Source organism: Micromonospora sp. NBC_00330, from assembly GCF_036136635.1.
GTDB classification, from domain to species: Bacteria; Actinomycetota; Actinomycetes; order Mycobacteriales; family Micromonosporaceae; genus Micromonospora; species Micromonospora salmantinae.
Map to the genome: position 1 here is coordinate 92,368 of NZ_CP108012.1, position 25,893 is coordinate 118,260.

29 protein-coding genes and 1 riboswitch are annotated in these 25,893 nt (G+C 71.6%); of the genes, 14 read left to right on the forward strand and 15 right to left on the reverse strand.

The genetic code is table 11. From position 1 onward, the window contains the following. Positions 1–3: 3 nt before the first annotated feature. The 4 genes from OG598_RS00445 (at position 4) to OG598_RS00460 (ending at position 2,367) form a co-directional block, all read left to right on the forward strand. Entirely contained in the window at positions 4–816 is an 813-nt protein-coding gene (locus tag OG598_RS00445; RefSeq protein WP_091409745.1) for an isoprenyl transferase, read from the forward strand. 71 nt (positions 817–887) lie between these two features. Then, on the forward strand, positions 888–1,073 hold the full coding sequence (locus OG598_RS00450; protein WP_030336441.1) for a hypothetical protein: 186 nt from the start codon (positions 888–890) through the stop codon (positions 1,071–1,073). Between the two features lie 335 nt (positions 1,074–1,408). Continuing rightward, positions 1,409–1,609, forward strand: a complete 201-nt coding sequence (locus OG598_RS00455; RefSeq protein ID WP_238670381.1) for a thioredoxin reductase — start codon at positions 1,409–1,411, stop codon at positions 1,607–1,609. Next, positions 1,606–2,367 (forward strand): pirin family protein, encoded by a 762-nt coding sequence (locus OG598_RS00460; protein ID WP_328652558.1) that lies wholly within the window; start codon positions 1,606–1,608, stop codon positions 2,365–2,367. Before OG598_RS00455 ends, OG598_RS00460 begins: the two co-directional genes overlap by 4 nt. A 124-nt stretch (positions 2,368–2,491) precedes the next feature. Here the strand turns inward: OG598_RS00460 and gndA are convergent, their stop codons facing one another. After that, entirely contained in the window at positions 2,492–3,934 is a 1,443-nt protein-coding gene (gene gndA / locus OG598_RS00465) for an NADP-dependent phosphogluconate dehydrogenase (RefSeq protein WP_328652559.1), read from the reverse strand. A gap of 189 nt (positions 3,935–4,123) precedes the next feature. Further along, the gene (locus OG598_RS00470; protein ID WP_196919265.1) at positions 4,124–4,420 is read right to left on the reverse strand and encodes a thiamine-binding protein; all 297 of its coding nucleotides are present in this window, start codon (positions 4,418–4,420) and stop codon (positions 4,124–4,126) included. 290 nt (positions 4,421–4,710) lie between these two features. Here OG598_RS00470 and OG598_RS00475 point away from each other — a divergent pair, with 290 nt between their 5' ends. Further along, complete coding sequence (locus tag OG598_RS00475) at positions 4,711–5,241, forward strand: hypothetical protein (RefSeq protein ID WP_328652560.1); 531 nt, start codon at positions 4,711–4,713, stop codon at positions 5,239–5,241. A 342-nt stretch (positions 5,242–5,583) separates the two neighbouring features. Here OG598_RS00475 and OG598_RS00480 read toward each other — a convergent pair whose 3' ends face one another. The 3 genes from OG598_RS00480 to OG598_RS00490 all read right to left on the reverse strand — a co-directional run bounded on the left by OG598_RS00480 (position 5,584) and on the right by OG598_RS00490 (position 8,522). Continuing rightward, positions 5,584–6,384 (reverse strand): energy-coupling factor transporter transmembrane component T family protein, encoded by an 801-nt coding sequence (locus OG598_RS00480; protein WP_328652561.1) that lies wholly within the window; start codon positions 6,382–6,384, stop codon positions 5,584–5,586. Next, positions 6,381–7,811, reverse strand: a complete 1,431-nt coding sequence (locus OG598_RS00485; RefSeq protein ID WP_328652562.1) for an ABC transporter ATP-binding protein — start codon at positions 7,809–7,811, stop codon at positions 6,381–6,383. Before OG598_RS00485 ends, OG598_RS00480 begins: the two co-directional genes overlap by 4 nt. A 117-nt stretch (positions 7,812–7,928) precedes the next feature. Continuing rightward, positions 7,929–8,522, reverse strand: a complete 594-nt coding sequence (locus tag OG598_RS00490; RefSeq protein WP_266304688.1) for an ECF transporter S component — start codon at positions 8,520–8,522, stop codon at positions 7,929–7,931. A gap of 74 nt (positions 8,523–8,596) precedes the next feature. Next, positions 8,597–8,701: riboswitch (TPP riboswitch) on the reverse strand. A 107-nt stretch (positions 8,702–8,808) separates the two neighbouring features. Here OG598_RS00490 and OG598_RS00495 point away from each other — a divergent pair. The 5 genes from OG598_RS00495 (at position 8,809) to OG598_RS00515 (ending at position 13,958) form a co-directional block, all read left to right on the forward strand. After that, positions 8,809–9,639, forward strand: coding sequence for an alpha/beta fold hydrolase (locus OG598_RS00495; protein ID WP_328652563.1), 831 nt, complete (start codon positions 8,809–8,811; stop codon positions 9,637–9,639). Positions 9,640–9,668: 29 nt separating this feature from the next. Further along, positions 9,669–10,475: an aminoglycoside N(3)-acetyltransferase gene (locus OG598_RS00500; protein WP_328652564.1), complete on the forward strand. Its 807-nt coding sequence runs from the start codon at positions 9,669–9,671 to the stop codon at positions 10,473–10,475. Continuing rightward, the gene (locus OG598_RS00505) at positions 10,472–11,221 is read left to right on the forward strand and encodes a sugar isomerase domain-containing protein (protein WP_112584644.1); all 750 of its coding nucleotides are present in this window, start codon (positions 10,472–10,474) and stop codon (positions 11,219–11,221) included. Before OG598_RS00500 ends, OG598_RS00505 begins: the two co-directional genes overlap by 4 nt. Positions 11,222–11,361: 140 nt before the next feature. Beyond that, the gene (locus OG598_RS00510) at positions 11,362–11,865 is read left to right on the forward strand and encodes a DUF6328 family protein (RefSeq protein ID WP_091409708.1); all 504 of its coding nucleotides are present in this window, start codon (positions 11,362–11,364) and stop codon (positions 11,863–11,865) included. A gap of 104 nt (positions 11,866–11,969) precedes the next feature. Beyond that, positions 11,970–13,958, forward strand: coding sequence for an acyl-CoA dehydrogenase family protein (locus OG598_RS00515; protein WP_442931441.1), 1,989 nt, complete (start codon positions 11,970–11,972; stop codon positions 13,956–13,958). A 28-nt stretch (positions 13,959–13,986) separates the two neighbouring features. On the opposite strand, the gene OG598_RS00520 is transcribed toward OG598_RS00515, so the two are convergent. The 8 genes from OG598_RS00520 to OG598_RS00555 form a co-directional block, all read right to left on the reverse strand. Next, complete coding sequence (locus tag OG598_RS00520) at positions 13,987–14,154, reverse strand: hypothetical protein (protein WP_167493739.1); 168 nt, start codon at positions 14,152–14,154, stop codon at positions 13,987–13,989. 156 nt (positions 14,155–14,310) lie between these two features. Next, entirely contained in the window at positions 14,311–14,919 is a 609-nt protein-coding gene (locus OG598_RS00525; RefSeq protein WP_328652565.1) for a hypothetical protein, read from the reverse strand. Positions 14,920–14,998: 79 nt separating this feature from the next. Beyond that, a complete protein-coding gene (locus tag OG598_RS00530; protein ID WP_091409697.1) occupies positions 14,999–15,397 on the reverse strand; it encodes a Fur family transcriptional regulator in 399 nt (132 codons plus the stop codon). After that, a complete protein-coding gene (locus tag OG598_RS00535) occupies positions 15,394–15,693 on the reverse strand; it encodes an ArsR/SmtB family transcription factor (protein ID WP_030338189.1) in 300 nt (99 codons plus the stop codon). Before OG598_RS00535 ends, OG598_RS00530 begins: the two co-directional genes overlap by 4 nt. Positions 15,694–15,736: 43 nt before the next feature. Then, the gene (locus OG598_RS00540) at positions 15,737–16,603 is read right to left on the reverse strand and encodes a metal ABC transporter permease (protein WP_328652566.1); all 867 of its coding nucleotides are present in this window, start codon (positions 16,601–16,603) and stop codon (positions 15,737–15,739) included. A 3-nt stretch (positions 16,604–16,606) separates the two neighbouring features. Next, positions 16,607–17,368: a metal ABC transporter ATP-binding protein gene (locus OG598_RS00545; protein WP_091409689.1), complete on the reverse strand. Its 762-nt coding sequence runs from the start codon at positions 17,366–17,368 to the stop codon at positions 16,607–16,609. Then, complete coding sequence (locus OG598_RS00550; protein WP_328652567.1) at positions 17,365–18,306, reverse strand: metal ABC transporter substrate-binding protein; 942 nt, start codon at positions 18,304–18,306, stop codon at positions 17,365–17,367. The genes OG598_RS00545 and OG598_RS00550 overlap by 4 nt, the downstream gene beginning before the upstream one ends. 54 nt (positions 18,307–18,360) lie before the next feature. Next, positions 18,361–18,618, reverse strand: coding sequence for a hypothetical protein (locus tag OG598_RS00555; RefSeq protein WP_328652568.1), 258 nt, complete (start codon positions 18,616–18,618; stop codon positions 18,361–18,363). A gap of 29 nt (positions 18,619–18,647) precedes the next feature. Here OG598_RS00555 and OG598_RS00560 point away from each other — a divergent pair, with 29 nt between their 5' ends. From OG598_RS00560 to dusB, 4 genes are all read left to right on the forward strand, one after another. Beyond that, on the forward strand, positions 18,648–18,989 hold the full coding sequence (locus tag OG598_RS00560; RefSeq protein ID WP_091409682.1) for an antibiotic biosynthesis monooxygenase family protein: 342 nt from the start codon (positions 18,648–18,650) through the stop codon (positions 18,987–18,989). A 24-nt stretch (positions 18,990–19,013) separates the two neighbouring features. Further along, entirely contained in the window at positions 19,014–19,493 is a 480-nt protein-coding gene (locus OG598_RS00565; protein ID WP_210786999.1) for a hypothetical protein, read from the forward strand. Between the two features lie 114 nt (positions 19,494–19,607). Next, positions 19,608–20,987, forward strand: a complete 1,380-nt coding sequence (locus OG598_RS00570; protein WP_091409675.1) for a glycine--tRNA ligase — start codon at positions 19,608–19,610, stop codon at positions 20,985–20,987. Between the two features lie 64 nt (positions 20,988–21,051). Further along, the gene (dusB, locus tag OG598_RS00575) at positions 21,052–22,224 is read left to right on the forward strand and encodes a tRNA dihydrouridine synthase DusB (RefSeq protein WP_328652569.1); all 1,173 of its coding nucleotides are present in this window, start codon (positions 21,052–21,054) and stop codon (positions 22,222–22,224) included. Between the two features lie 315 nt (positions 22,225–22,539). Here the strand turns inward: dusB and OG598_RS00580 are convergent, their stop codons facing one another. Beyond that, positions 22,540–23,202, reverse strand: a complete 663-nt coding sequence (locus tag OG598_RS00580; protein WP_328652570.1) for a C39 family peptidase — start codon at positions 23,200–23,202, stop codon at positions 22,540–22,542. Positions 23,203–24,013: 811 nt separating this feature from the next. Continuing rightward, entirely contained in the window at positions 24,014–25,681 is a 1,668-nt protein-coding gene (locus OG598_RS00585; protein ID WP_328652571.1) for a beta-N-acetylhexosaminidase, read from the reverse strand. Positions 25,682–25,893: the final 212 nt, after the last annotated feature.

The window sequence follows — 25,893 nt, forward strand, 5'->3', positions numbered from 1 at the left end:
CGAGTGATCCGATCGAAGAAGGCGGGCCGGCGCGAGCCGACGCCGCCGGTGCCACACCCGTCCGGGGCCCGCCCCCCGGCGCTGCCCACCGAGGCGGTGCCGAAGCACGTGGCGGTGGTGATGGACGGCAACGGCCGCTGGGCCAAGGACCGCGGGCTGCCCCGCACCAAGGGGCACGAGGCGGGGGAGCACAGCCTCTTCGACACCATCGAGGGCGCCATCGAGATGGGCATCCCGTACCTGTCGGCGTACGCGTTCTCCACCGAGAACTGGCGGCGCTCGCCCGACGAGGTCCGGTTCCTGATGGGGTTCAACCGGGACGTGATCCGTCGCCGCCGTGACCAGCTGGTCGACCTGGGCGTACGGGTGGTGTGGTCGGGCCGGCCCGGTCGCCTGTGGAAGAGCGTCATCTCCGAATTGCAGACCGCCGAGGAGATGTCCCGCGACAACTCGACGCTGACCCTGCAGTTCTGCGTCAACTACGGCGGGCAGGCCGAGATCGGTGACGCCGCCGCCGCGATCGCGCGGGACGTGGCGGCCGGCCGGCTGGATCCGGCGAAGGTCACCGAGAAGACCGTGGCGAAGTACCTCTACCACCCGGAGATCCCGGAGGTGGACCTGTTCCTGCGCCCCTCCGGGGAGGAGCGGATCTCCAACTTCCTGCTCTGGCAGACCGCGTACGCCGAGTTGGTCTTCCTGGACACGCTCTGGCCCGACTTCGACCGCCGCCACCTCTGGTACGCGTGCGAGTTGTACGCCCAGCGGGACCGGCGCTTCGGCGGCGCGTTGCCCAACCCGGTCGCCCCGGTTATCTGAGCCGACGCGCTTACCCGCACGTCACTCTGGGTATCAGAGACGTCAGAAGCCACTGACGGAGGTGAACCCACATGATCCAGAAGCGCATTGCCCAGTGGGCGGTGATGGCGATCGCGGTGCCGCTGGCCGCGGCCGGTGCCCGCCGGCTCAGCCACACCCTGGAGGCCCGGCGTGGTCCCTCCGGGGCGACGCGGTTGCTGACCAAGGGTGCGGACCTGATCCGTCCGCAGAAAGCCAAGCGCCGCCGCTTCTTCTGACCGACCCTCAACTGTCCCCGGCGCCCCCCGCACCCCTCGTGCGGGGGGCGCCGCTGCACCCCCGCCCCCGCCCTGCCCTGCCCTGCCCGCCCCGCCCCGCCCCGCCCCGCTCGTCGATCATGGAGTTGTGGTGGCCGGGTTAGGCTCCTTTGTGACTTATGTTCACCACCACAACTCCATGATCGACGCAGCCCGGGGGCGGGCGCGCGGCCGGTGGGCGGGTGGGGGTGATGCGCTCGTTTCGGGGTCCTGCGCAAGGGCGGCGGGTAGGGTCCGGAGGTGGTGGGACGACGGCGGTTGGGGGGCAGATGCGCGATCTCCGCTTTAAGATGATCATGGCGTTGAACGCCGCCGACCTGGGCGACCCGATGTGCGAGCAGGTGGCCGAGATCTGTGCCGAGATCGCCGAGCAGCACTGCGCCGAGTTCGGCCACACACCGCAGCTGCGCACCGGTGAGATCGCCGAACTGGCCACCGGCGAGCCGGCCCTGACCTGGGCGCCGTCGACCCCCGACGCCGGGCAGCGTGCCTGGTGACCGCGCCTGCGCCCGCTGTCGACATCCGTCGCGCCGATGATCGCTTCGCCACCCGGATCTCCTGGCTGGACTCCAAGCACTCCTTCTCGTTCTCCCGGCACTACGACCCGGCCAACACCCACCACGGCCTGTTGCTGGTCAACAACGACGACGTGGTCCGACCGGGGGCCGGCTTCGAGACCCACCCGCACCAGGACATGGAGATCGTGACCTGGGTGCTGCGTGGTTCCCTGGTGCACCAGGACTCCACCGGGCACTCCGGGGTGATCTACCCAGGTCTGGCTCAGCGGATGAGCGCCGGCACCGGGATCCTGCACTCGGAGAAGAACGACGCCTGGCGGCTCAACAACCAGGAGCCGCACACCGACCCGGTGCACTTCGTGCAGATGTGGGTGCTCCCCGACGAGCAGGGTGTCGACCCCGGCTACGAGCAGTTGGAAATCGAGGACGAGCTGCTCCGCGGGGGCCTGGTGCCGATCGCCTCCGGGATGGACCGCTACGACGGCGCGTCCGCGATCCGGATCCGCAATCGGTACGCGACACTGCACGCCGCCCGTCTCGCCCCCGGCGACGAGGTCACCATCCCGGACGCGCCCTACGTGCACGTCTACGTGCCCAACGGCACGGTGACCCTGGAGGGCAGCGGTCCGCTCGGCAGTGGCGACGCCGCCCGGCTCACCATGACCGGTGGCCGGCGGGTGACCGCCGACGAACCGGCCGAGATCCTCGTCTGGGAGATGCACGCCACGGTCGCCTGACCGTCACCCGCGCGGCCTACCCCATGATCTCGCCCGAACATGGATGTAGTGGCCTCCCCGCCGGGGGAGACCACTACATCAAGGGTCGAGCACGATCACGGTGGCGCGCAGGGCGCCACCCCGGCTACGCCGGCGACTCGGTGCGGTCGGCGGCCCAGGTGGTGTGGAACGAGCCCTCGCGGTCCACCCGCTGGTAGGTGTGCGCGCCGAAGTTGTCCCGCAGACCCTGGATCAGCGCGGCGGGCAGCCGCTCCGCGCGCAACGCGTCGAAGTACGCCAGCGACGACGAGAACGCGGGCGTCGGCACACCGGCCCGGGTCGCATCGGTCACCACTCGCCGCCAGCTCGGCACGCCAGCGCTGACCGCCTCGGCGAAGTACGGCGCCACCAGCAGCGTCGGCAGGTCGGGCTGCTCGTCGTACGCCTCACGGATCCGGTTGAGGAAGCGGGCCCGGATGATGCAGCCTCCCCGCCAGATCGTCGCGGTGCCGCCAAGGTCGATGTCCCAGTTGTATTCCTGGCTGCCCGCGCGGATGTGGTCGAAGCCCTGCGCGTACGCGACGATCTTGGAAGCGAGCAGCGCCCGGCGGACGTCCTCGACGAACGTGTCCCGGTCGGTGACCTGCCACTTGTCACCCGCGTCGGGGAACGCCCGGCGGGCCGCCTCACGCTGGTCGACGTGCCCGGAGAGCGAACGGGCGAAGGTCGCCTCGGCGATCCCGGTGATCGGGATGCCCAGGTCCAGGGCACTCTGCACGGTCCACCGGCCGGTGCCCTTCTGCTCGGCCCGGTCCTGCACGATGTCCACGAACGACCGGCCGGTCGCCGCGTCGGTGTGCGCGAGCACGTCGGCGGTGATCTCGATGAGGAACGACTCCAGCTCGCCGTTGTTCCACTCTCGGAAGATCTCCGCGATCTCGGCCGGCGTCGCGTCCAGGCCGGCCCGGAGCAGGTCGTACGCCTCGGCGATGAGCTGCATGTCGGCGTACTCGATGCCGTTGTGCACCATCTTGACGAAGTGCCCGGCGCCGTCCGGCCCGACGTGCGTGCAGCACGGCACGCCGTCCACCTGGGCGGCGATCTTCTCGAACATCGGCCCGAGCTTCGCGTACGACTCGGCGGAGCCGCCCGGCATGATGCTTGGCCCGAGCAGCGCGCCCTCCTCGCCGCCGGAGACGCCGGTGCCGCTGAAGTGCAACCCCTGCGCCCGCAGCGCCTCCTCACGGCGACGGGTGTCGGCGAAGTGGGCGTTGCCACAGTCGACGATGATGTCGCCCTCGTCGAGCAGCGGCACCAACTCGTCGATCACCGCGTCGGTGGGCGCACCGGCCTTCACCATGACGATGACCGCGCGGGGTCGTTCCAGTGACGCCACGAAATCGGCCATCGTCTCACCTGGCAGGAACGTGCCCTCGTCGCCGTGCTCGGCGACCAGGCTGCGGGTGCGCTCCGGCGAGCGGTTGTGCACTGCCACAGTGAAGCCGTTGCGGGCCAGGTTGCGGGCCACGTTGCGACCCATCACCGCCAGCCCGGTCACACCGATTTGTGCCCTCGCCTGATCAGCCATTCGTGCCGCCACCTCTCGTCACACCACTATCAGCGCTTGGAAACTTACCGTGATGTGAGCCGATACGGACCAGTGATCGACGTCCCGTTACTGCACGTAATGTGGACGTTGCCCCTGGCGGCTCGGGCCCTCCGCGATGGTCGGTGAGCCCCGCGCAGGGAAACGTGTCGTCATCCCGCGCCGCGCGCGTCAGCCTTCGGCGAGACGGGCTTCGATTCGGGCGATCTTCCCGGTCAGCGCGTCGGTGACCCCGGGCCGGACGTCGGCCTTGAGCACCACACTCACCCGCGGCGCCCGCGCGGCGACCACGTCGACCGCCTGCTTCACCACCGCCATCACCTCGTCCCACTCGCCCTCGACGGTGGTGAACATGGCGTCGGTCCGGTTGGGCAGGCCGGACGCACGGACCACCCGCACCGCCTCGGCGACCAGGTCACCCACGGAGTCGTCACCGCCGAGCGGGGTGATCGAGAACGCGATCAGCATGTGCCGATCGTGCCAGTAAAAACGGATGCGTGTCGGTCCGGCGGTGGCTACGGTACGAACATGCGTAACTGACGCCCCACTTCCGAGCCGGCCCGCCATCCCGCGTCGCGGTCCGTGCGCTCCCGGGCGTTCCGCATCCCCTCCCCGCCGTTCGGCGGCGATGGCCCTGCCTGGCCCCGGTGAGCAGTCCCTTCCCCGCTCGACCGTCGCGCAACGGCGGTCACCAGCCGATCCGACCGACCGCCGCAGCGCGGGACCGGCCGTGCCGGTCGGCATTGAAGGAGGCCCGGATGCCTGCCAGGCGTAACCCGAAGAAGACCCGTACCCCGAGAGCGACGCCGCTCGGCGTCGACCCGGCTGCCGGCCACGGCCCGCTCCCCACCACCCTCCCGGCCCTCGACCTCGCTGTCGAACCGGGCCTGCCGGCGCTGCTTGTCGAGCCGACGCTCCCGGCGGCACTTGTGGAGCCGGCGCTGCGGGCCGAGCCGGCGCTGCGGGCCGAGCCGGCGCTGCGGGCCGAGCCGGCGCTGCGGGCCGAGCCGGCGCTGCGGGGCGGTTCGGCGCTGCCGGCGGCACTGGTGGAGCCGGCGCTGCCTGCGGCCGCCCCGGACGAGTTGGCGCTGCCGGACGAGGTGGCAATGCCGGCGCCGGTCGATGTGCCGGCAGTTGTCGACGCGCCTTCCGTGGGCGATCTACCGAAGCCGACCGGCCGACCGAAGGCGCCGTCGGCCGGGCCACCGCAGGGCGGCGGCAACCGCTCCGGCGGCGGCCGCAGCCAGCAGGCTGGCCAGGCCCGCCGCTACGCTTTCCGCCGCAGCTGACCGAGCCACCCCCCGCCTCACCAACATGCCGCCCCGCCCCACCCGGCCTCGCGCTGCACGGTCCAGCCCCACTCGCCCCGCCGATCTTGCACTTATTGTCCTCGCATCACGGGCATACCGGGATGAATCAACGACAGAAACCGCAAGATCGGCGGGGCAGCGCGCGGCGGGACGGGGCGGGGCGGGGCGGGGTGGGGGCGCTGGGTGGTGACAGCAACATCAGGGATGTAGTGGTCTCCTTCGCCAGCGAGGCCACTACATCCCTGATGTTGTGCGGATCTTGCGGTGGGCGGCGAGCAGCGGGCAGCGGGCTGCGGGCGGCGGGCGGGACGCGGGGCGGACTCAGCTGATCAGGGGGCGGAAGGTGCCCAGGACGACGCTCGTGGTCAGAGCGGCTGCGGCGAGTACGACTGCCCCGGCGATGAGGAGGACGTCGGCGCGGGTGAAGTGCTGCTGGCGGGCGACGGTACGGGGTGTGCCGGCGTCGAAGCCACGCGCGTCCATCGCCACCGCCAGCCGGGTGCCCCGGCGGATCGCCCCCACCAGCAGCGCGAACGCGGTGGAGGCGAAGAGCCGCAGCTTCGCCACCGGATTGCGTCCCGCGTCGACGCCCCGCGCGCGTCGAGCCATGCTGATCATTTGCCACTCCTGACCGAGCAGGGGCACCAGCCGGAACGCGGCCAGCGCCCCGATGGCGAACCGGGCCGGTGCCTTCGCGTTCTGGATCAACGCGTCGGCCAGGTCGGTGGGGTCGGTGGTCGCGAAGACGATCACACCGGGCAGGGCCACCGCGAACACCCGCAGCACCAGGCCGAGCGCGGTGAGCAGGACGCCGGTGGTCACCAGCACCGGTCCCGCGTCCAGCAGGACCCGTCCGGACCGGTCGGCGGCGAACAGCACCAGGGTGACCAGGATGCCGGCGGCACTGAGCAGCAGCGGCCAGGCCCGTCGGGCCAGCACCCGGTAGCGGATGCCGAACAGTGGCAGGACGGCCAGTTCGAGGGCGATGGCGATCGCCGGGGCCACCGGGTCCAGGGTCGCCAGCAGGGTGAACGAGAAAACCAGTGCGGCGGCGACCTTCGCCACCGGGTTGCGGCGGGCCAACGGCGCGTCCGGCGCGGCGACCGGCTCGATGCTGATCATCGGGGATCGTCCGGTGCACGGTGCAGGGTGACGGTGCGGTCGGCGAGCGCGGCGACGAAGTCCGCGTCGTGGGTGACGGTGACCACGCCGTGCCCGGCGTCGCGCAGGTCGGCGAAGAGGTCGACCAGCTCCCGCCAGGTCCGCCGATCCTGGCCGAAGGTGGGTTCGTCGCAGATCAGCAGGCGTGGCGCGGTGGCCAGGGCGGTCGCCACGCTCAGCCGCCGTGCCTCGCCACCGGAGAGGGTGTACGGGTTGGCGGCGGCGAGCCGGGCCAGTCGCAGCCTGTCCAGCAGCCCGGCCACTGTCTCCTTGACGGCCGCCTCGGGTTGACCGGTGCGGCGTGGGCCTAGCGCCAGCTCGTCGAAGACGGTGCTGGTGACGAACTGGTGCTCCGGATCCTGGAAGACCGACCCGATGCGTCGGGCCAGCGCAGGCGCCCGCCACCGGTGCGGGGGAGTGCGGTGGTCCGCGCCGGCCAACTCGGTGGACGCGGTGACTCGTCCGCTGCCCGGCCGGAGCAGACCGCCGAGCAGCAACGCCAGGGTGGACTTGCCGGCACCGTTCGGTCCGCGTACGGCGAGTGCTTCACCGGCGCGTACCGCCAGGTCGGTGGAGCCCAGCCGGGGCGGCAGGCCGAGCCGGTCGGCGGTGAGCAACAGCTCCCCGGGGCCGGCGGTGGCCGGCCGGGGCGCGATGGGGTGACCGGGCACCCAGACCCCCTCGGCGGCCAGGGCGGCGCCGTGGGCGGCAAAGACCGCCTCTGGTGTGCCGTCCGCGCGGACGCCGCCACCCGGTTCCAGGACGACCACCCGGTCGACGAGCGGCAGTGCCTCGGCGACCCGGTGTTCGACCAGGATCAGCGTGGTGTCGGCGTCCAGCGCGCCGGCCACCGCGTGTCGGACCAGCTCGGCCCCGGCCGGGTCGAGGTTGGCGGTCGGCTCGTCGAGCAGCAGCAGGGCGGGGCGCAGGGCCAGGGCGCCGGCCAGGGCGAGGCGTTGCTGCTCGCCGCCGGAGAGCGCAGCGGTGTGGCGGTCCCGGGAGTACGGGAAGCCGACCCGGTGCAGCGCCTCGTCCACCCGGGGCCAGATCTCGTCGGCCGGCACTCCCCGGTTCTCCAGCCCGAACGCGACGTCGTCGCCGCAGCGCGCCATCACCAGTTGGGTCTCCGGGTCCTGGAAGACGATGCCGACCCGTTCCCGTCCCTTGCGTGGGTCGAGCCCGTCGATCTCGACGGTGCCCTCCTGCTCGCCGGAGTCCTCGGGGAGCAGCCCGGCCAATGCGCTGAGCATCGTGCTCTTGCCGGCCCCGGAGGGGCCAAGAAGCAAAACCCGCTCCCCAGCCTCGATCCGCAGATCAACCCCGCGAACGGCCCAGGCGCGCCGCCCAGCGTGCCGCCACCCGAACCCCCGCAGCAGTACCCCGCCCACCGAACCCACCCCCTCCCGGCCGCCCGCCCCGCCCATCCGCGGTTGATCAAGAGGTTTGCGTCAGGAAATCGCCTTCCGCTGACGCAAACCTCTTGATCAACATCATCGACCAGGGGGTTAGATCAGTGCTCGGTTTCGGCCTGCGGGAAAGCGGTCCAGGACGCCGGTGTTGGCCAGGGCGTTCGTCAGCAGCCAGCCGCCCAGGCCGGCGATCACTGTGGCGCTGACGATGGTGAGCAGCGCGTACGGGATGCGGTAGTCGGTCAGCGCGTAGTCGACGTTCCAGACGAAGAAGTCGAACAACGCGGCGCTGAGGCCGGTCAGCGCGCCCGCGAACACAGCTGTCGGCAGCCGGAACGACCGGTACCGGAAGGCGGCGAAGGCCAGCTCGGCGCCGATGCCCTGCACGATGCCCTGCGGGATCACCGTGCCGGCCCACTGGCTGCCCAGCAGCGCGGACAGGACCGCGGCCACTGTCTCGCAGTAGAGCGCGGCGCCGGGCTTGCGGATGACCAGCCCACCGATCACCGCCGGCATCAGCCAGACGCCGTAGAGCAGCGTCTGCGCCGGCGGGAAGAAGGCGAACGCGCCCTCGGTGGCGCTCCAGACCAGGCCCCAGGCCCAGAAGATGACGCCGAAGGCGACAGCGATCACCGAGGCGACCACGATGTCGATGGTGCGCCAACGGTGGGTGTCGGTGGTGGAATTCATGTGTTGCTCCCAGTTCGTGAGTGCGAACCAGGAGAAGACGCACGCCGCGTCCGGTGGCACCGGACTGCGGCGCGGCTGGAGGTCGACCGAACTCCCTGCGCTGGCATTACCCAGATCAGGTTCGAGGGTCTGCGGGCGTGCCCGCACTCTCAGCGCTGTGCGCTCCCCTGTCGGATATGAAGTTGTCTCGCTGACGCTAACACCGACCAGCGTCGCGGGCCCAGCAGGGCATCCGCCTGACCTGCGGGAGCGACCGGCCGACCGCCGGCTGGGTACGCTTCCGATCATGCGGGTTGACGCGCGAGGCTTCACGTTCGAGGTGACCGTCGGCGGTCCGACGGACGGCGTACCCGTCCTGCTGCTGCACGGTTTCCCACAGCACAGCGGCGAGTGGGACGACGTGGTGCCGGCGCTGCACGCGGGTGGGCTGCGCACGTACGCGCTGGACCAGCGCGGTTACTCACCCGGCGCCCGGCCCACGGAGGTGGCCGACTACCGGATCCCCGAACTCGTCACCGACGTGGTGGCGGTGCTCGACGCGCTCGGGCTGCACGCCGTACACCTGGTCGGCCACGACTGGGGCGCGATCGTGGCCTGGGCGGTTGCCGCCCGGCACCCCGACCGGGTCCACACGCTGACAGCGGTGTCCGTACCGCATCCGGCGGCCATGGCGCACGCCCTGAGCACCGACGCCCAACAGAAGGCCCGCTCGTCGTACATCGCGCTGTTCCGCAAGCCCGACAAGGCGGAGAAGGTGCTGCTGGCATGGCACGCCACAGCGCTGCGCAAGCTGCTCGGCGGGGTGGGCGACGCGTCCCGGGTGAACCGGTACGCCGACCCGATGCGTGAGCCGGGGGCGCTCACGGCCGCGCTGAACTGGTACCGGGCGATGTCCCGCGCCGACCTGGCCGGTGTCGGCCCGGTCGCGGTGCCCACCACGTACGTCTGGAGTGACCGGGACGTCGCCATCGGCCGGACCGCCGCCGAGGCATGCGCGCAGAACGTCACCGGCGACTACCGCTTCGTGCAGTTGCCCGCTGTGAGTCACTGGATCCCGGACGCGGCGCCGGCCCCGCTCGCCGAGGCGATCCTGGCCCGGGCCGGCGGGACGGCCTGAGTCGTGCGGGTCCGCGAGGGAGAGCCATCGTGACGACGGACGCCGGCGGGCCGGGCAGCCGTCGCTCGATCGCCGCGCAGCTGCGCGTGCTGGGCGTACGCCCCGGCGCGACGCTGCTGGTGCACGCCTCGCTGCGTCCGCTGGGCTTCGTCAGCGGCGGCCCGCACGCGGTGGTGCTCGCCCTGCGCGACGCGCTCGGCCCGGACGGCACGATCGTCGTGCCCACCCACACGCCCGACAACAGCGACCCCGCGCAGTGGCGCAACCCGCCCGTGCCGGCGGACTGGTGGCCGCTGATCCGCTCGGAGATGCCGGGCTTCGACCCGGCGGTCACCCCGAGCCGGTTCATGGGTGCGCTCGCCGAGACGGTCCGCGGCTGGCCCGGCGCGCTGCGCAGCTCCCATCCGCACGTGTCGTTCGCCGCGCTCGGCCCGGCCGCCGAGCAGGTGGTGGCCGGGCACACCCTGGCGGACATGCTCGGCGAGGGCTCACCGCTGGCCCGCCTCTACGACCTCGACGCCGACGTGTTGCTGCTCGGCGTGGACCACTCGGTGAGCACCTCGCTGCACCTGGCCGAGTACCGCCGCCCCGGCTCGCCCCGGGAGCGGATCGGTGCCGCGGTGCGTACCGCCGACGGTGGTCGGGAGTGGGTGTGGTGGCAGGACGTACGACTCGACGCGGACGACTTCGCCGCGTTGGGCGGGGACCTGGAGGCGACCGGGGCGGTACGCACCGCACCGGTCGGCACCGGGACCGGCAGGTTGATGCGCCAGCGGGCGGCTGTCGACTTCGCGGTTCGCTGGCTGGCCCGTAATCGAACGACGGAGGACGTATGACGGTGAGTGCCGAGGACTACCTGGCCGTGGTGACCGAGACGATCGGCCGGGTGGCCGCCAGTCAGCGGGAGGCGGTGGGTCGGGCTGCCGACCTGATCGCCGAGGCCGTCCGAGCCGACGGCGTGGTGCACGCGTTCGGCACCGGGCACTCGGAGGCCCTCGCCATGGAGATCGCCGGACGGGCGGGCGGTCTGGTGCCGACCAACCGGATCGCGCTACGCGACCTGGTGCTGCTCGGTGGCGAACCGGCCGACCGGCTCGGCCCGCTGCTGGAACGGGACCCGGCCGTCGCGCACCGCCTCTACGAGCTGGCCCCGGTGCGTCCCACCGACGTCTTCGTGCTCGCCTCGAACTCCGGTGTCAACGGCGCGATGGTGGAGTTCGCCACGCTGGTGAAGGAGCACGGCCACGGGCTGGTGGCGATCACCTCGGCGCAGCACTCCGGCCGGATGACCTCCCGACACCCGTCCGGGCGCAAGCTGAGCGACCTCGCCGACGTGGTGCTCGACAACGGCGCGCCGTACGGCGACGCGACGCTGCCCCTGCCCGGCGGTGGCGCGGTCGGCGCGGTCTCCTCGATCACCGCAGCGCTGCTGGCGCAGCAGGTGACAGTGGAGGTGGTGGCGCGGTTGCTGGCGGCGGGGGAGCGGCCCCCGGTCTACCTGTCGGCGAACATCCCGGACGGCGACGCGCACAACAACGAGCTGGAAGCGCGGTACGCGGGCCGGATCCGCCGCGGGTCCTGACCCGGTGCTGGGCGGCCGACGTGCGTCGCCGAGATGAACGGCAGATGTCGTGAACCAGTTTCGCGCTCGGCCGGGTGGGGCATTGGCGTTGCTGCCGGCGGCCGGGACCGCCGGCAGTAGCGTCTCACCGGAGGTAGCGCGTGTCCAAGGAGACCGAGAAGCAGCGCTGGCAGCGCAACTTCGCCGACCTGCTGCAGGAGTTGCGGGTCGCCCAGACCGGCGTGCAGATCCTCTTCGCCTTCCTGCTCACCCTGCCGTTCAGTAACGGGTTCACCGAGACCACGGAGTTCCAGCGCGACGTCTACATCGTGGCGTTGCTCGCGGCGGCCGCCGCCACCGCGCTGATCATCTCGCCGGTGGCGTTCCACCGGGCGCTGTTCCGGCAGGGGCGCAAACCGGAGCTGGTCCGCTTCGCGCACCGGATGGCCACCGGCGGGCTCGCCTTCATGCTGATCGCGATGGTCAGCGCGGTGCTGCTGATCACCGACTTCGTGCTGGACCGGCCGATCGCGTTCGTGCTCAGCGCCCTGGCCGGAATCTGGTTCCTCACGTTCTGGGTGGCCCTGCCGTTCGCCCGACGCAACTGGGGTGAGGACGACATCGACGACGATGACGACGACCCGGACACCATCAACGGTCGCTGACCGCGCCGATCTTCACGCAGCGCTACCCCTGGGTAACAACCGGGGGTAGCGTGGCGGTAGTCGCGCACGTCGACGCAGCCGCACCGAGCTTCGAGGGGGCAGCCGTGACCACGACGCAGGATGGCCGACCGGCACCGGACGGCCCCGACTCCGCCGGTGCCGCCGCGCCGCTGCCCGCGGAAGCCGGGCAGGTCACCGAGAAGGAGGCCCGGCAGGTCGCCGAGGCCGCCCGCGAATCCACCTGGGACCGGCCCAGCTTCGGCAAGGAGCTGTTCCTCGGCAGGTTCCGGCTCGACCTGATCGACCCGTGGCCCCGATCCGATCCGGACGACGTGGCTCGCGCGGATGAGTTCCTTGGTCGGTTCCGCGCCTTCCTCGCCTCCGAGGTGGATGGTGAGGCCATCGAGCGGGATGCGTCGATACCCGACTCGGTGTTCCACGGCCTGGCCGACCTCGGCGCGTTCGGCATGAAGATCGACCGGAAGTACGGCGGGCTCGGGCTGAGCAACCTGCACTACTGCCGGGCGCTCATGCTGGCCGGTTCGGTCAGCCCGGCCATCGGCGCTCTGCTCTCGGCGCACCAGTCGATCGGGGTGCCGCAGCCACTGAAGATGTTCGGCACCGCCGAGCAGAAGCAACGCTTCCTGCCCCGGCTCGCCGCCGGCGAGGTGTCCGCGTTCCTGCTCACCGAGCCGGACGTCGGCTCCGACCCGGCCCGGCTGGCCACCATCGCCGAGCCGACCGAGGACGGCACCGGTTACCGGCTCAACGGGGTGAAGCTCTGGGCCACCAACGGCATCGTGGCCACCCTGCTGGTGGTGATGGCCCGGGTGCCGGCCACGGAGGGACGTCGGGGCGGCATCACCGCGTTCGTGGTGGACGGCGACAGCCCCGGCATCACCGTCGAGCGGCGCAACGAGTTCATCGGCCTGCGCGGCCTGGAGAACAGCCTGACCCGGTTCCACGACGTGATCGTCCCCGCCGAGAACGTCATCGGTGGCGAGGGCAAGGGGCTCAAGATCGCCCTGACCACTCTGAACACCGGCCGGCTCTCACTGCCGGCCATGTGCGTGGGCGCCGGCAAGTGGGCGTTGAACGTGGCCCGAGGGTGGGCCGCCGACCGGGTCCAGTGGGGACGGCCGGTGGGCGAGCACGAGGCGGTCGCGCAGAAGCTCTCCTTCATCGCCGCCACCACGTACGGCATGGAGACAATGCTCGACCTCTGCTGCCTGCTCGCCGACGACGACCGCAACGACATCCGCATCGAGGCGGCGCTGGTCAAGCTGTACGCCAGCGAGATGGCCTGGAAGATCGCCGACGAGCTGATCCAGATCCGGGGCGGGCGCGGCTACGAGACGGCCGACTCACTGGCCGCCCGCGGCGAACGCCCGGCCGCCGTCGAGCAGATGCTGCGCGACCTGCGGATCAACCGGATCTTCGAGGGCTCCACCGAGATCATGCACCTGCTGATCGCGCGGGAGGCGGTCGACGCCCACCTGTCGGTGGCCGGCGACATCATCGACCCGGACGCGGGGCTGGGCCGCAAGGCCCGAGCCGGCGCGCGAGCGGGCGCCTTCTACGCGAAGTGGCTGCCCACTCTCGCCGTCGGTCGGGGGCAGAGCCCCTCGGCGTACGCCGAGTTCGGCCCGCTCGCCGCGCACCTGCGTCAGGTCGAGCGTTCGTCGCGCAAGCTGGCCCGGTCGACGTTCTACGCGATGTCGCGCTGGCAGGGAAAGATGGAGCGTAAGCAGGCGTTCCTCGGTCGGGTGGTGGACATCGGCGCCGAGTTGTTCGCGATGTCCGCGGTCTGCGTCCGGGCCTCCGCCGAACGGGACAGCCGCCCGGAGAACGTCGAGCTGGCCGACCTGTTCTGCCGGCAGGCGCGGGTGCGGGTGGACGCCCTGTTCGCCGCACTCTGGGACAACACCGACTCGGTCGACACCGCCGCCGCCAAGCGCATCCTCGCCGGCCGCTACGCGGGCCTGGAGGAGGGCGTGCTCACCCCGTCCGAGGAGCTGCCCTGGGTGGCCCGCTGGTCGCCCGGCCCGTCCACCGCGGAGGACGTCCGTCGCCGCATCCCGCCGAAGCCGTAAACCGCGTCACGCGGGCCGGCGGTGTCGGTCAGCGGGAGACCGCCCAGGCCAGCACTCCCGCCAGGATCAGACCGTTGAGCCCGGCCAGGGCCAGGTACGCAGCGGGTGGAATCTTCTTGCCCCGGCGGAGGAAGGAAACCAGGACTGCGGCGTAGCCGAGCAGCAGGACGGCGATGACGACGAGGAAGTAGAACACCCGACGACCTTAACGACACCCTCGTCGAGCTGAGCCTGCGCCCGGCCGGGCTCACCGCTGCCTGCTCCGCGATCTTGCACTTGCTGTCCCGACACAACGGGCATTCCCCCCATGTCGGCAACCGAAACTGCAAGATCGGCGCCACGGGGAGCGACCTCAGCGGCCCCGGCCGCGTAGGCCGAGTTGGCGCAGCTCCAAGGCGGCCAGGGCGTCGACTGTCGCGTCGTCGCCGCGCCGCCACGCCTCGGCGACGTCCGGACCGATCCGGGTGAGTTTGCCCAGTGGCTGGGTGGCCAGCGCGCGCAGGGCGAGCAGGTCCCGGCCGGCCGGCCCGGCGGCCAGCTTCGTCGCCGATCCGGCCCGGCGCATCCAGCGGACCCGCAGCGGCAGCCAGCCGAGCAGCACGATGCCGAGCGGGAAGATCAGCACCGCGATGGCGAGGGCCAGGGCGAGCTGGTCGACAAGGTGCTGCTGGTCGCGGCCGGCGTCGGCGAGCCCCCGGGCCGCGTCGGCGGCCCGCTGGAAGGGTGCGGTCAGCTCGTCGCCGACCAACGGGACCCGGCGAACCTTGCCGCCCGCGTCGGCGAGGTTGTCGGCGAGCCCGCTGCCGGCGCCCTCCAACTTCTGCCCCGGCACGGCGAGCTTCTGCACCAGGTCGTGCAGCCACAGCGCGCCGCGGATCGCCACGTACACCCAGGCGACGACGAGCAGGTCGGTGAGCAACTGACGGGCGGCGGTCGGGAACCGATCGGCATAGATTTTCACGCCGGCCAGCGTGCCACGAACACCTCGCCCGGTGTAGCCGTGACATGAGCCCGGATCGCGATCGACCGGGTGCCGGTGGTCAGCGCGGGCAGGTCGGGCAGGTGCCGAAGATTTCCAGGGTGTGGCTGACGTCGGCGTAGCCGTGCTGCGCGGCGACCCGATCGGCCCAGCTCTCCACGGCCGGGCCGGCCACCTCGACCGTACGCCCGCACACCCGGCAGACCAGGTGGTGGTGGTGCCCCTCGCTGCACCGGCGGTAGAGGTGCTCGCCGCCCGGCGGACGCATCACGTCGATCTCACCGGCGTCGGCGAGCCCTTGGAGGGTGCGGTAGACGGTGGTCAGGCCGACGCGCTCGCCTCGCTGCCGCAGCATCGCGTGCAGGTCCTGAGCGCTGTGGAAGCCCTCCATCTCGCCCAGCAGCGCGCTCACCGCCGAACGCTGCCGGGTGTTGCGCACCGCGGCGCTGCTCTCGCTCATGATCCCTCCCCGGCGTGGCTGACCGCGTCCGCCACGATGTGCGCGACGTGCTCGTCGACCAGGCTGTAGGCGATCTCCCGGCCTCGGCGGGAGCCGCGCACCACGCCGGCCCCGCGCAACACCCGCAGGTGCTGGGAGACCAGTGGTTGCGCCGCGCCGAGCTTCTCCACCAACTCGTGCACGCACCGCTCACCGCCGGCCAGCTCACTGACGATGGCCAGCCGAATGGGAGCGGACAGGGCGCGGAGCAGCTCGCTGGCCCCGTCGAACCCGTCGTAGCCCGTCGCGCTGGTCATTCTGCAACGGTAACCAATACCACCGAGGTCGCGCTGACCAGGCTCAGCTCAGCACGACCTCGTGAGGTTCCGGTGTCGGTGCGGCGGTCGGCGTCGTCCGGCGGCGCACCACCCGCCAGACAGCGCCGGCCACGGCCACCACCAGGAACGAGGCGATCGCCACCAGCACCACCGAGGCGCCCGGCGCGGTGTCCGCCGTGGCCGCCACCCAGACACCCGTGCCGGCGGCGAAGAGCCCGAGCGCCATCGCGGCGGCCATCGTGCTGCGGAAGCCCCTGGTGACCTGCTGGGCGGTGGCGACCGGCACCACCATCAACGCGCTGATCAGCAGCACGCCCACGGCCCGCATGGCGATGGTCACGGTGACCGCGGTGGCGACCGCGATCAGCAGGTTCAGCGTGCGGACCGGCAGGCCGGAGACCCGGGCGTACTCCTCGTCGTGACTGACAGCGAAGAGCGCCGGCCGCAACGCGATCATCGTGACCAGGATCGCCGCGCCGAGCACCGCGATGGTGGTCAGGTCGGCGGGCGAGATGGTGGTCAGCGACCCGAACAGGTAGGCGTTGAGGTTCGCGCTGGTCGCGTCGGAGAGACCAACAAGGAGTACGCCGCCCGCGATGCCGCCGTAGAAGAGCAGGGCCAAGGCCAGGTCACCGGACGTACGCCCACGGGCCCGGACGATCTCGATGGCGACCGCGCCGATGGTGGCGGCGATCACCGCGACCAGCACCGGCGAGCGGTTGAGCAGCAGCCCCGCCCCGACGCCGGTCAGCGCCACGTGTCCCACACCGTCGCCGATCAGCGCCAGCCGGCGCTGCACCAGGTAGATGCCGAGCGCCGGCGCGGCCAGGCCGATCACCAGCGCGCCGATCAGGGCGCGCTGCATGTAGGGGTACTGGAAGAGTTCCATGGGTCAGTTGCTCCACAGCCCGGCGGGCTCGTCGTAGCAGTGCGGGTGCACGTGGTCGTGGTCCGGCTCCGCGTGGTGGCCGGCCGGGTCCGGCACCGCGCCGTCGTGGGCGATGCGACCCTCGTGGACGACGACGGCCCGGCTGATCACCGGTCGCAGCGGGCCCAGCTCGTGGGCGACGAGAAGCACAGTTCCGCCGTCGCCGACGAAGTCGCGCAGCGCGCCGGCGAACGCCTCCTGGCTGGCCGCGTCCACCCCGGCGGTGGGCTCGTCGAGGACCAGCAGCTCCGGCTGGCCGGCCAGGGCGCGGGCGATCAGGGTGCGCTGCTGCTGACCCCCGGAGAGCGTGGACACCGGGTCACCGGCCCGGTCGGCGAGCCCGACCGCGCCCAGCGCGGCGTCGACGGCGGACCGGTCGGCTCGACCCGGCGGACGCAGCACCCCCCGACGGGCCAGCCGGCCGGAGGCCACCACCTCCCGGACCGTCGCCGGTACGCCGCCGCCGGCGCCCAGGCGTTGCGGGACGTACCCGATGCGTGCCCACTGCCGGAACCGGCGCAACGGCCTGTCGAAGAGGGTGACCGAGCCGGCGCTGATCGGCACCAGCCCGAGCACGGCGCGGATCAGTGTGGACTTGCCCGAGCCGTTGGCGCCGAGGATCGCGACCACCTCGCCGGCGGTCACGGTGAGCGAGATGTCCCGGAGCACGGGGCGGCCGTCGTAGCCGACCACCCCGTGCTCGACGGTGATGACAGGTGAGGTCACGAGCAGCTCAAGGCCGTCTGCAGGGTCCGCAGGTTGGTGCGCATCACCGAAAGGTAGTCCCCGTTGCTGCCGGCGGCGAGCCCTTCGATCGGGTCGAGCACTGCGGTCTTCGCGCCGACCTGACCAGCGATGGTCTCGGCCACCTTCGGGCTGACCAGGGTCTCGAAGAAGATCGTGGTGGCCTGGTGCTCCTTGGCCTCCTCGATCACGTGCGCGAGGCGCTGCGGCGACGGCTCGACGTCCGGGCTCAGCCCGGTGATGCCGACCTGGTCCAGCTGGTAGCGGTCGGCGAGGTAGCCGAACGCGGCGTGGCTGGTCACGATCTCCCGCCGCTGGCAGGTCGCCAGACCGTGCGTGAACTCGCCGTCCAGTGTCGTCAGGTCGGCGCGCAGGGCGGCCGCGCGGGCGGTGTAGTCGGCGGCGTGGTCCGGGTCGGCCTTGCCGAGCCGCTGGGCGAGCTGGTCGCCGATGCCGGCCAGCCGGGTCGGGTCGAGCCAGACGTGCGGGTCCTTGCCGCCGCTCTCCTCGGCGTGCCCCTCCTCGCCCTCGTGGTCGTGCCCACCGGCGGACGCGTCCAACAGCGGCTGCACGCTGGTCACGTCGAACGCCCGGTCGCCGCCGTTCTGGGCCACGGCGTCGTCCACCGCCGGCTGGAACCCCTTGAGGTAGACGATCAGTTCCGCGTCGCTGACCTCACCGACCTGGCTCGGGTTGAGTTCCAGGTCGTGCGGCTCGGCGCCGGGCTTGGCCAGGTTGGTGACCCGGACCGCGTCGCCGCCGATCCGTTCGGCCAGGAACTGGAGGGGATAGAACGCGGCAACCACGTCGACTCGCTGGGGGTCGGCGCCGGCGCCGCCGGTGGAGCAGCCGGCCCCGGCGCTCAGGGCGAGGAGGGCGGTCGCGGCGGCCAGGACACGGTACGTGGCGCGGTTGGTCATGTCGTCAACTGTCCGTGGCAACGATAATGATTGTCAAAAACGCATGATTGCATGTCAGAGGAGCTTCGCGAGGCCCACCGCCACCAGCAGGGTGAGCATCACCAGTCGGATCAGTCGGGTCTGCGGCGCCTGAACCGCCCAGGTCGTCGCCAACAGGGCGACCAGGACCCCGGCGAGCGCGAGCGTGAGCAGCCCGCCGATCACCCCGGGCGTGAAGAACGCCACCAGCACCACCACCAGGGTGAGCAGGAACACCGACGTCGGGTTCGCCCCGGCCAACCGGGCGAGCAGAGGGCGCTGCGTACGCTGCATCCCACAGACTCTACGAGGAGGAACCCCCGGTGCTGGTGACCAACCGGTTCGTGGTCGACGTCGATGCCGCCGACGGCTTCACCGAACGGGCGCACGCCGCCCTCACCGCGCTGGCCGCCCGGCCCGGTTACCTGCGCGGCCAACTGGTCCGGGCGCTGGACGACCCCCGGCACTGGTCACTGGTCACCGAGTGGGAGTCGGTCGGCACGTACCGGCGGGCGCTGGGCGCCTTCGAGGTCAAGGTCAGCGCCGTGCCGCTGCTCGCCGAGTCCGTCGACGAGCCCTCCGCCTACGAGCCGCTGGCCACCGCCGCCCCCGGCGGGGCCGTGGTCGTCGCCGAGAGTGATCGGGCTGCGGGTCCTTACCGCTGAGCCGCCGGACACTACGCTGCTCCTATGACCGCACCCGCCCCGCCACCCGGTCCCGGGGTGGCTCCGCCGTTCGCCGCGCCACCCACCGAGGGCCGCCGGACTCGGCTCTGGATCGGCCTAGGCGTCGGCGCGCTCGCCGTGGTGCTCTGCTGCGGCGGGGGTGGCACCGCCGTCGTCGGCCTGGCCGTCAGCGGAGTCCAGGCGATCCGGGAACAGGCCCGCACCGTCACCGGCGACTACTACCAGGCGCTGGTCGAGCGGAACTACGGGCGGGCGTACGACCAGCTCTGCGACGACGCGCAGCGGCGGGAGTCCCGGCCGGAGTTCGAGCGGCGCGCCGCCGCCGAACCGCAGGTGACCGCGTTCCGGGTGGGTGAGGTGGACACCACCTACCTGACCGTGCCGGTCGACGTGACCCTCGACGGTGGCGACCGGGAGCGGCAACAGGTCAGCCTCGGCCAGGACGGGCAGAGCGGCGGCGTGGAGGTCTGCGAGGTCAGCTGACCCGTCCCCGGTATTCTGCTGGGCTCGGGGCGACGGTGGTCGTACCGTTGTCCCGAACCGACCGTTCCATCCACATCTCGCCCCCGCCGACCGCCAGCCGGCGTAGGAGGAAACATGCCAGCCGACCGTATCGATGCCGTCGTCAGCCTCGCCAAGCGCCGAGGCTTCGTCTTCCCCTCCAGTGAGATCTACGGAGGCACCCGATCGGCGTGGGACTACGGTCCGCTCGGCGTGGAGCTCAAGGAGAACGTCCGCCGGCAGTGGTGGAAGACGATGGTCCAGCAGCGCGACGACGTCGTCGGCCTGGACTCCGCGGTGATCCTGTCCCGCAAGGTGTGGGAGGCGTCCGGCCACATCGCCGAGTTCGTCGACCCGCTCACCGAGTGCCAGTTCTGCCACAAGCGGTTCCGGGCGGACCACCTGGAAGAGGCGTACGCCGAGAAGCACGGCAAGCCGCTCACCTCACTGGCCGAGCTGAACTGCCCCAACTGCGGCAACAAGGGCACCTTCACCGAGCCGAAGATGTTCAACGGCCTGATGAAGACCTACCTGGGCCCGGTGGAGAGCGACGAGGGGCTGCACTACCTGCGCCCGGAGACCGCGCAGGGCATCTTCGTCAACTACAAGAACGTCGAGACGGTCGCCCGCAAGAAGCCCCCGTTCGGCATCGCGCAGACCGGCAAGTCGTTCCGCAACGAGATCACCCCGGGCAACTTCATCTTCCGGACCCGCGAGTTCGAGCAGATGGAGATGGAGTTCTTCGTCGAGCCGGGCACCGACGAGCAGTGGCACGAGTACTGGCTCCAGGAGCGCTGGAACTGGTACCTCGACCTCGGCCTCTCGGCGGACAATCTGCGCCTGTTCGAGCACCCCAAGGAGAAGCTGTCGCACTACTCGAAGCGGACTGTGGACATCGAGTACCGCTTCCAGTTCGGTGGCACCGAGTTCGCCGAGCTCGAGGGTGTCGCCAACCGCACCGACTTCGACCTGTCCACGCACAGCAAGCACTCCGGCGTCGACCTGTCGTACTTCGACCAGAGCAAGAGTGAGCGCTGGATGCCGTACGTCATCGAGCCGGCCGCGGGTCTGACCCGCGCGGTGCTCGCCTTCCTGCTGGAGGCGTACGACGAGGACGAGGCGCCGAACACCAAGGGCGGCGTGGACAAGCGCACAGTGATGCGGTTCGACCCGAGGCTCGCCCCGGTCAAGGTGGCGGTGCTGCCGCTGTCCCGCAACGAGGCGCTGTCGCCCAAGGCCAAGGACCTCGCGACGTTGCTGCGCAAGCGCTGGGTGGTGGAGTTCGACGACTCGCAGGCGATCGGGCGTCGCTACCGCCGGCAGGACGAGATCGGCACCCCGTTCTGTGTGACCGTCGACTTCGACACCCTTGACGACAACGCGGTGACGGTGCGCAACCGGGACACCATGGCCCAGGAGCGCGTCTCCCTGGACCAGGTCGAGCGCTACCTGATCGAGCGTCTCCCCGGCTGCTGAGACTCTGCGCACGGGGCCTCGGCCGACGCGATAAGCGCCGGTCGGGGCCCCGTACACTTGTCCGGTGACTGCCTCGACCGTGCCCGCGCTGCGCCCGCTGACTCTCGGCCAGCACCAGGTGTGGCCGCCGGTCGTGCTCGCGCCGATGGCCGGGATCACCAACATCGGGTTCCGTCGGCTCTGTCGGGAGCAGGGCGGCGGCATCTACGTCTGCGAGATGATCACCACCCGGGCGTTGGTCGAGCGCAACCCGAAGACGCTGCGCATGATCGCTTTCGGCGACGACGAGAAGCCCCGCAGCCTCCAGCTCTACGGCACCGATCCGGAGATCACCGCCGCCGCCGTGCGGATCGTCGTCGAGCGCAACCTGGCCGATCACATCGACCTCAACTTCGGTTGCCCGGTCCCCAAGGTCACCCGGCGTGGCGGCGGCGCCGCGCTGCCGTGGCGGCGCCGGCTCTTCGCGCGACTCGTGCGGGCCGCGGTGGCCGCCGCGTCACCGGCCGGGGTGCCGGTCACCGTCAAGATGCGCAAGGGCATCGACGACGACCACCTGACGTACGTCGAAGCCGGGCTCGCCGCCCAGGAGGCCGGCGTGGCCGCGGTGGCCCTGCACGGGCGTACGGCATCGCAGCGTTACTCGGGCACCGCCGACTGGGACGCGATCGCCACCCTGAAGCAGGCCCTCGACGTGCCGGTGCTCGGCAACGGCGACATCTGGGAAGCCGACGACGCACTGCGCATGGTGGCCCACACCGGCGTCGACGGTGTGGTCGTCGGGCGCGGCTGCCTGGGCCGACCGTGGCTCTTCGCCGACCTGGAGGCCGCCTTCAACGGTCGGTCGGAGCGGCGGCTGCCCACCCTCGGCGAGGTGGCGGTGACCATGCGCCGGCACGCCGAGCTGCTGGTCGACCAGTTCACGGCCGGCGCCCGCAACCCGGCCCGAGGTGAACGGGACGGCTGCACCGACTTCCGCAAGCACGTCGCCTGGTACCTCAAGGGCTTCCCGGTCGGCGGCGAGCTGCGGCGCTCGCTGGCGATGATCGAAAGCCTGGCCCAGCTCGACGACCTGCTCGGCAAGCTCGACCCGGCGGAGCCGTTCCCGGTGGCCGCCCTCGGGCAGCCGCGCGGGCGTACCAACTCGCCCGGCAAGGTCTCCCTGCCGGAGGGCTGGCTGGCCAGCCGGGACGACGACACGGTCCCCGAGGGTGCCGAGATGGACGACTCCGGCGGCTGAGCCCCCGGCGGTCGAGCAGAGACGCCCCGCGATCAACAGCCCTTCGGAACGCGGCCTCGGGCCTGGAGGCTGGCATATGAGTTCGGCGCCCTGTCGAGCTGATGTCGTGAACGAATCACCGCTCGGCTCAACTCGGCTCGGTCCGCTCTGCCAGGCCCTGATTCGTTTACGACATCAGCTCCAAAGGACCCGTGACGCAGCCAGCGGGGTGGCCCGCTGTGTTCTGGACAGTGATCCGGTCATGCGTCATGCCGAAGGGCCGGACCCCGTGGTGGGGTCCGGCCCTTCGGTCATGTGCTGCGGGTGTGTGCGGGGTCAGCTGGTGGCGTAGCCGCGGGTGGCGATCCAGTCCGCGAGGTGTTCGACGCTGATCTGGTAGGCGGCTTGGTTGGGGTCGGCGGAGTCGGCGATGGTGACGGTGTTGCCGTTGTCGCGGTAGCCGACGACGCTGATGTAGTGCCCGCCCTCGTAGGAGTGGGTGGTGCCGTTGGTGTCGGTGCTGGTGCCGGCGATGTTGGCCACTACGGCGCGGCCGTCCTCGACGGTCTTGACGATGTCAGCCCGGAGGGTGTCGGTCTGCTTCGCGTCAGCGTCGGGGGTGCTGATTTCGACGGACCGGTAGGCGTTGGTCTTGCCGGTTTCCTTGTTCAGCACGGGGGTGATGTCGTTGATGGAGTTGGTGCCGGCTTCGGTGGTGCCCATTTCCTTGGCCATGTCGTCGACGTTGATGTTCTTGCCCTGCACGGACAGGGCGTTTCGGGTGGCGGCGGGTCCGCAGTAGTAGAAGTTCGGCTGCGCCTCGTAGCGCACGCCCAACTCTCGCTCGCCGTGGCTCTTGCGGTCGGTCTGGGTCTGGGTGGCCGGCTTGGTGGTGGTGGGTGCGGCGAAGGCGGTGGTGACGGGGCCGGCGATGGCGCCTCCGGTGAAGGCGAGGCCGGCGGCGGTCAGGGCGGTCTTACGGATCAGATCGGTACGCATGATGGCGTGCTCCTCTGCATCGGGGGTATCCCGCACGGCACTCGACGGGGGGTAGTGCGACCGTGCGGGGAAAGTTCACGGGGGTTCTGCCCGGCGACCCACGACAGGGGGGGTCGGCGTCGGGACAGGGTGCAACGGGTGCCGGTGGCGGATCATTCCGCCTACCCGTCGGCCGTTGTGGTGCTCGGCCGTTCGGGGGTGTAACCGGGGCGGCCGGCCGGGTGTTCCCGGCGGCTGCGATGCCCGGCCGTTGTGGTGCTCGGCGGCGCGGGGGGTGTAACCGGGGCGGCCTGGCGGGTGTTCCCGGCGGCTGCCGTGCCCGGCCCTTGTGGAGCTCGGCGGCGCGGGGGTGTAACCGGGGCGGCTTGCCGGGTGTTCCCGGCGGCTGTTCGCGGCGGGAGGGCCTGGCGGCGGTTCCCGGCGGGGTCGGCGCGCCTTGACCCGGCCTGTTGCGGTGCTCTGCCAGGTATAACGACCCGGCCCGGCCGCCGATTCCGCCGTCGGGGTGGCCCCGACCACCCGACACCAACGGTCAAACCCGACAACCCACCCACCGCGCCCGCCCGACGATACGGACCCGGCGGCCGAGGCGGGGTGATCGACTCGGGTTCCTGAAAGTCGCGGTGTCCGGGAGTCGGGGATCCCCCGACTTCATGAAACCCGAGTGGATCATGCCGGTCTGCGCCGTTCGTGCGCCCGGAGCGGCCCGCGCCTCGGAGCGGTCCGTGCCTCGGACCGGCACCCCGGACCGGCACCCCGGACCGGCCCGGCCCACCGGGCAGAGGTCGGGTGGACCGGTCCAGCGCGGGGATCAGGGCTTGGCGGTGTCGGTTTGGGGCGTGGTGCGCTGTGTCGGGACGGTCGGTGCGGTGGGCCAGGGGATCTCGGGCGCGTGGTGGAAGGTGATCCCGGCCGTCGTCCAGCGCGGGCCCTGGCCGGCCAGGCGGTCGCGGAAGTCGGCCCAGTCGTGGCTTGCCCGGGTGGACCAGCCCAACTCGGCGATGGCCGGGAGGCGGGGCAGGAGCAGGAGTTCGATGTCGGCCAGCGAGGTGACCGATTCGGTCCAGAGCGGTGCCTCCACGCCGAGAACCGCCTCGGCGGGTACGCCCACGACGTGCGTGCCCGGATCCCAGTCGTACGACTTTCGCACGTCGATGAGGCCGGCCCAGTCGTGCCCGATCGGAGTGTCCGGGGCGTACTTCATGTCCAGGTAGGCGTGGTTGCCGGGGGAGACGATCAGCCGAGCGCCCCTGCGTACGGCGTCGACGGTGGTGGGGTCTTCGCCGTTCGTGCCCCACCACTGGAGGACCCGCCCGTCGAGGTGGGCCGCCGGCGCGAGCTGGTGCCAGCCGACGACGGTCTTGCCGAGGTCGGCCACGATGCGCTGGACCCGCTCGACGAAACCGGTGTAGACCTCGCCCTTCACCTTGAACGCCTCGTCGCCGCCGATGTGCAGCCAGGGGCCGGGGGTGAGCACGGCCACCTCGCGCAGCACGTCGGCGACGAAGTCGTACGTCCGCTCGTCGGCCGGGTCGACGTAGCTGAAGCCGACCTCGGTGCCGGTGTACGGCGGCGGTGCGGTCTTGTCCGGTGCCAGCTCCGGGTACGCGACCAGCGCCGCGTTGGTGTGCCCCGGGAGGTCGATCTCCGGGACGACTGTGATGTGGCGTGCGGCCGCGTAGGAGACGATCCGCGCGTAGTCGGCCTTCGTGTAGTGCCCGCCGGGGCCGCCGCCGACCTCGGTCGTCCCGCCGACGGTGGTCAGCTTCGGCCAGGAGTCGACGGCGATCCGCCAGCCCTGGTCGTCGGTGAGGTGCAGGTGCAGGTGGTTGAGCTTGTAGCGGGCCAGGTGGTCGACCACCCGCAGCACGTCCTCGACGGCGAAGAAGTGCCGGGCGACGTCGAGCATCGCGCCCCGGTAGGGGAACCGGGGTGCGTCGGTGATGGTCCCGCCGGGCAACGCCCAGCGTTCGGTGACCGGAGTCGGACTCTCGATCGCCGCCGGCAACAGTTGGCGCAGCGTCTGAGCGCCGTAGAAGAGGCCGGCGGCGGTGGCGGCGGAGACGCGTACCCCGTCGGTGGCGATGTCGAGGCGGTAGCCCTCGGCGCCGAGGTCGGCGCTGTCGTCGAGCACCAGCGCGATGCCACCGGCGGGCTCCGGCGTGGTGGCGTCGGTGACCGGCAGCGGGTAGCCGGTGGCCGGACGCAGGAGCTGGGCGAGATGCTCGGCGACCGCCAACGCGGCGGGTTCGGCGCTGGACACGATGACCGCTTCGGCCGGCAGCGCCCAGTCGGCGGTCGGGTCCGGCTGAACCTGCTGTGGGGCGGGCACGACGTCGGTCAGCCGGTGCGGGGCCGCCGGGGCGAGCAACGCGCTCGCGGTCTGCTCGGCCGTGCGGGCCAGAGTGGCCGCGTCCGGTTCCCCGGCCGACAGCGGCGTGGGGACGGCGGTGGGGCCGGGGGAGGGGGTGGTCGGCACGGCGGCGACTCCGGGGGTGTATTCGCGTCGGTTATGGCAAAAGTGAGGTTCACCGGCTGGCGTGGCGTCAAGCGTACGACGCTCGGCCGGGATGCGTGATGGTGCGCATGGAAGCGTTCCCAAAAACCGGTACGAACACGGATAGTCGTGATGGCTGTGCCAATTGTCACCGAACGGTCCCAGGTCACTCGATGTTCGCTTAACCTTCGCCC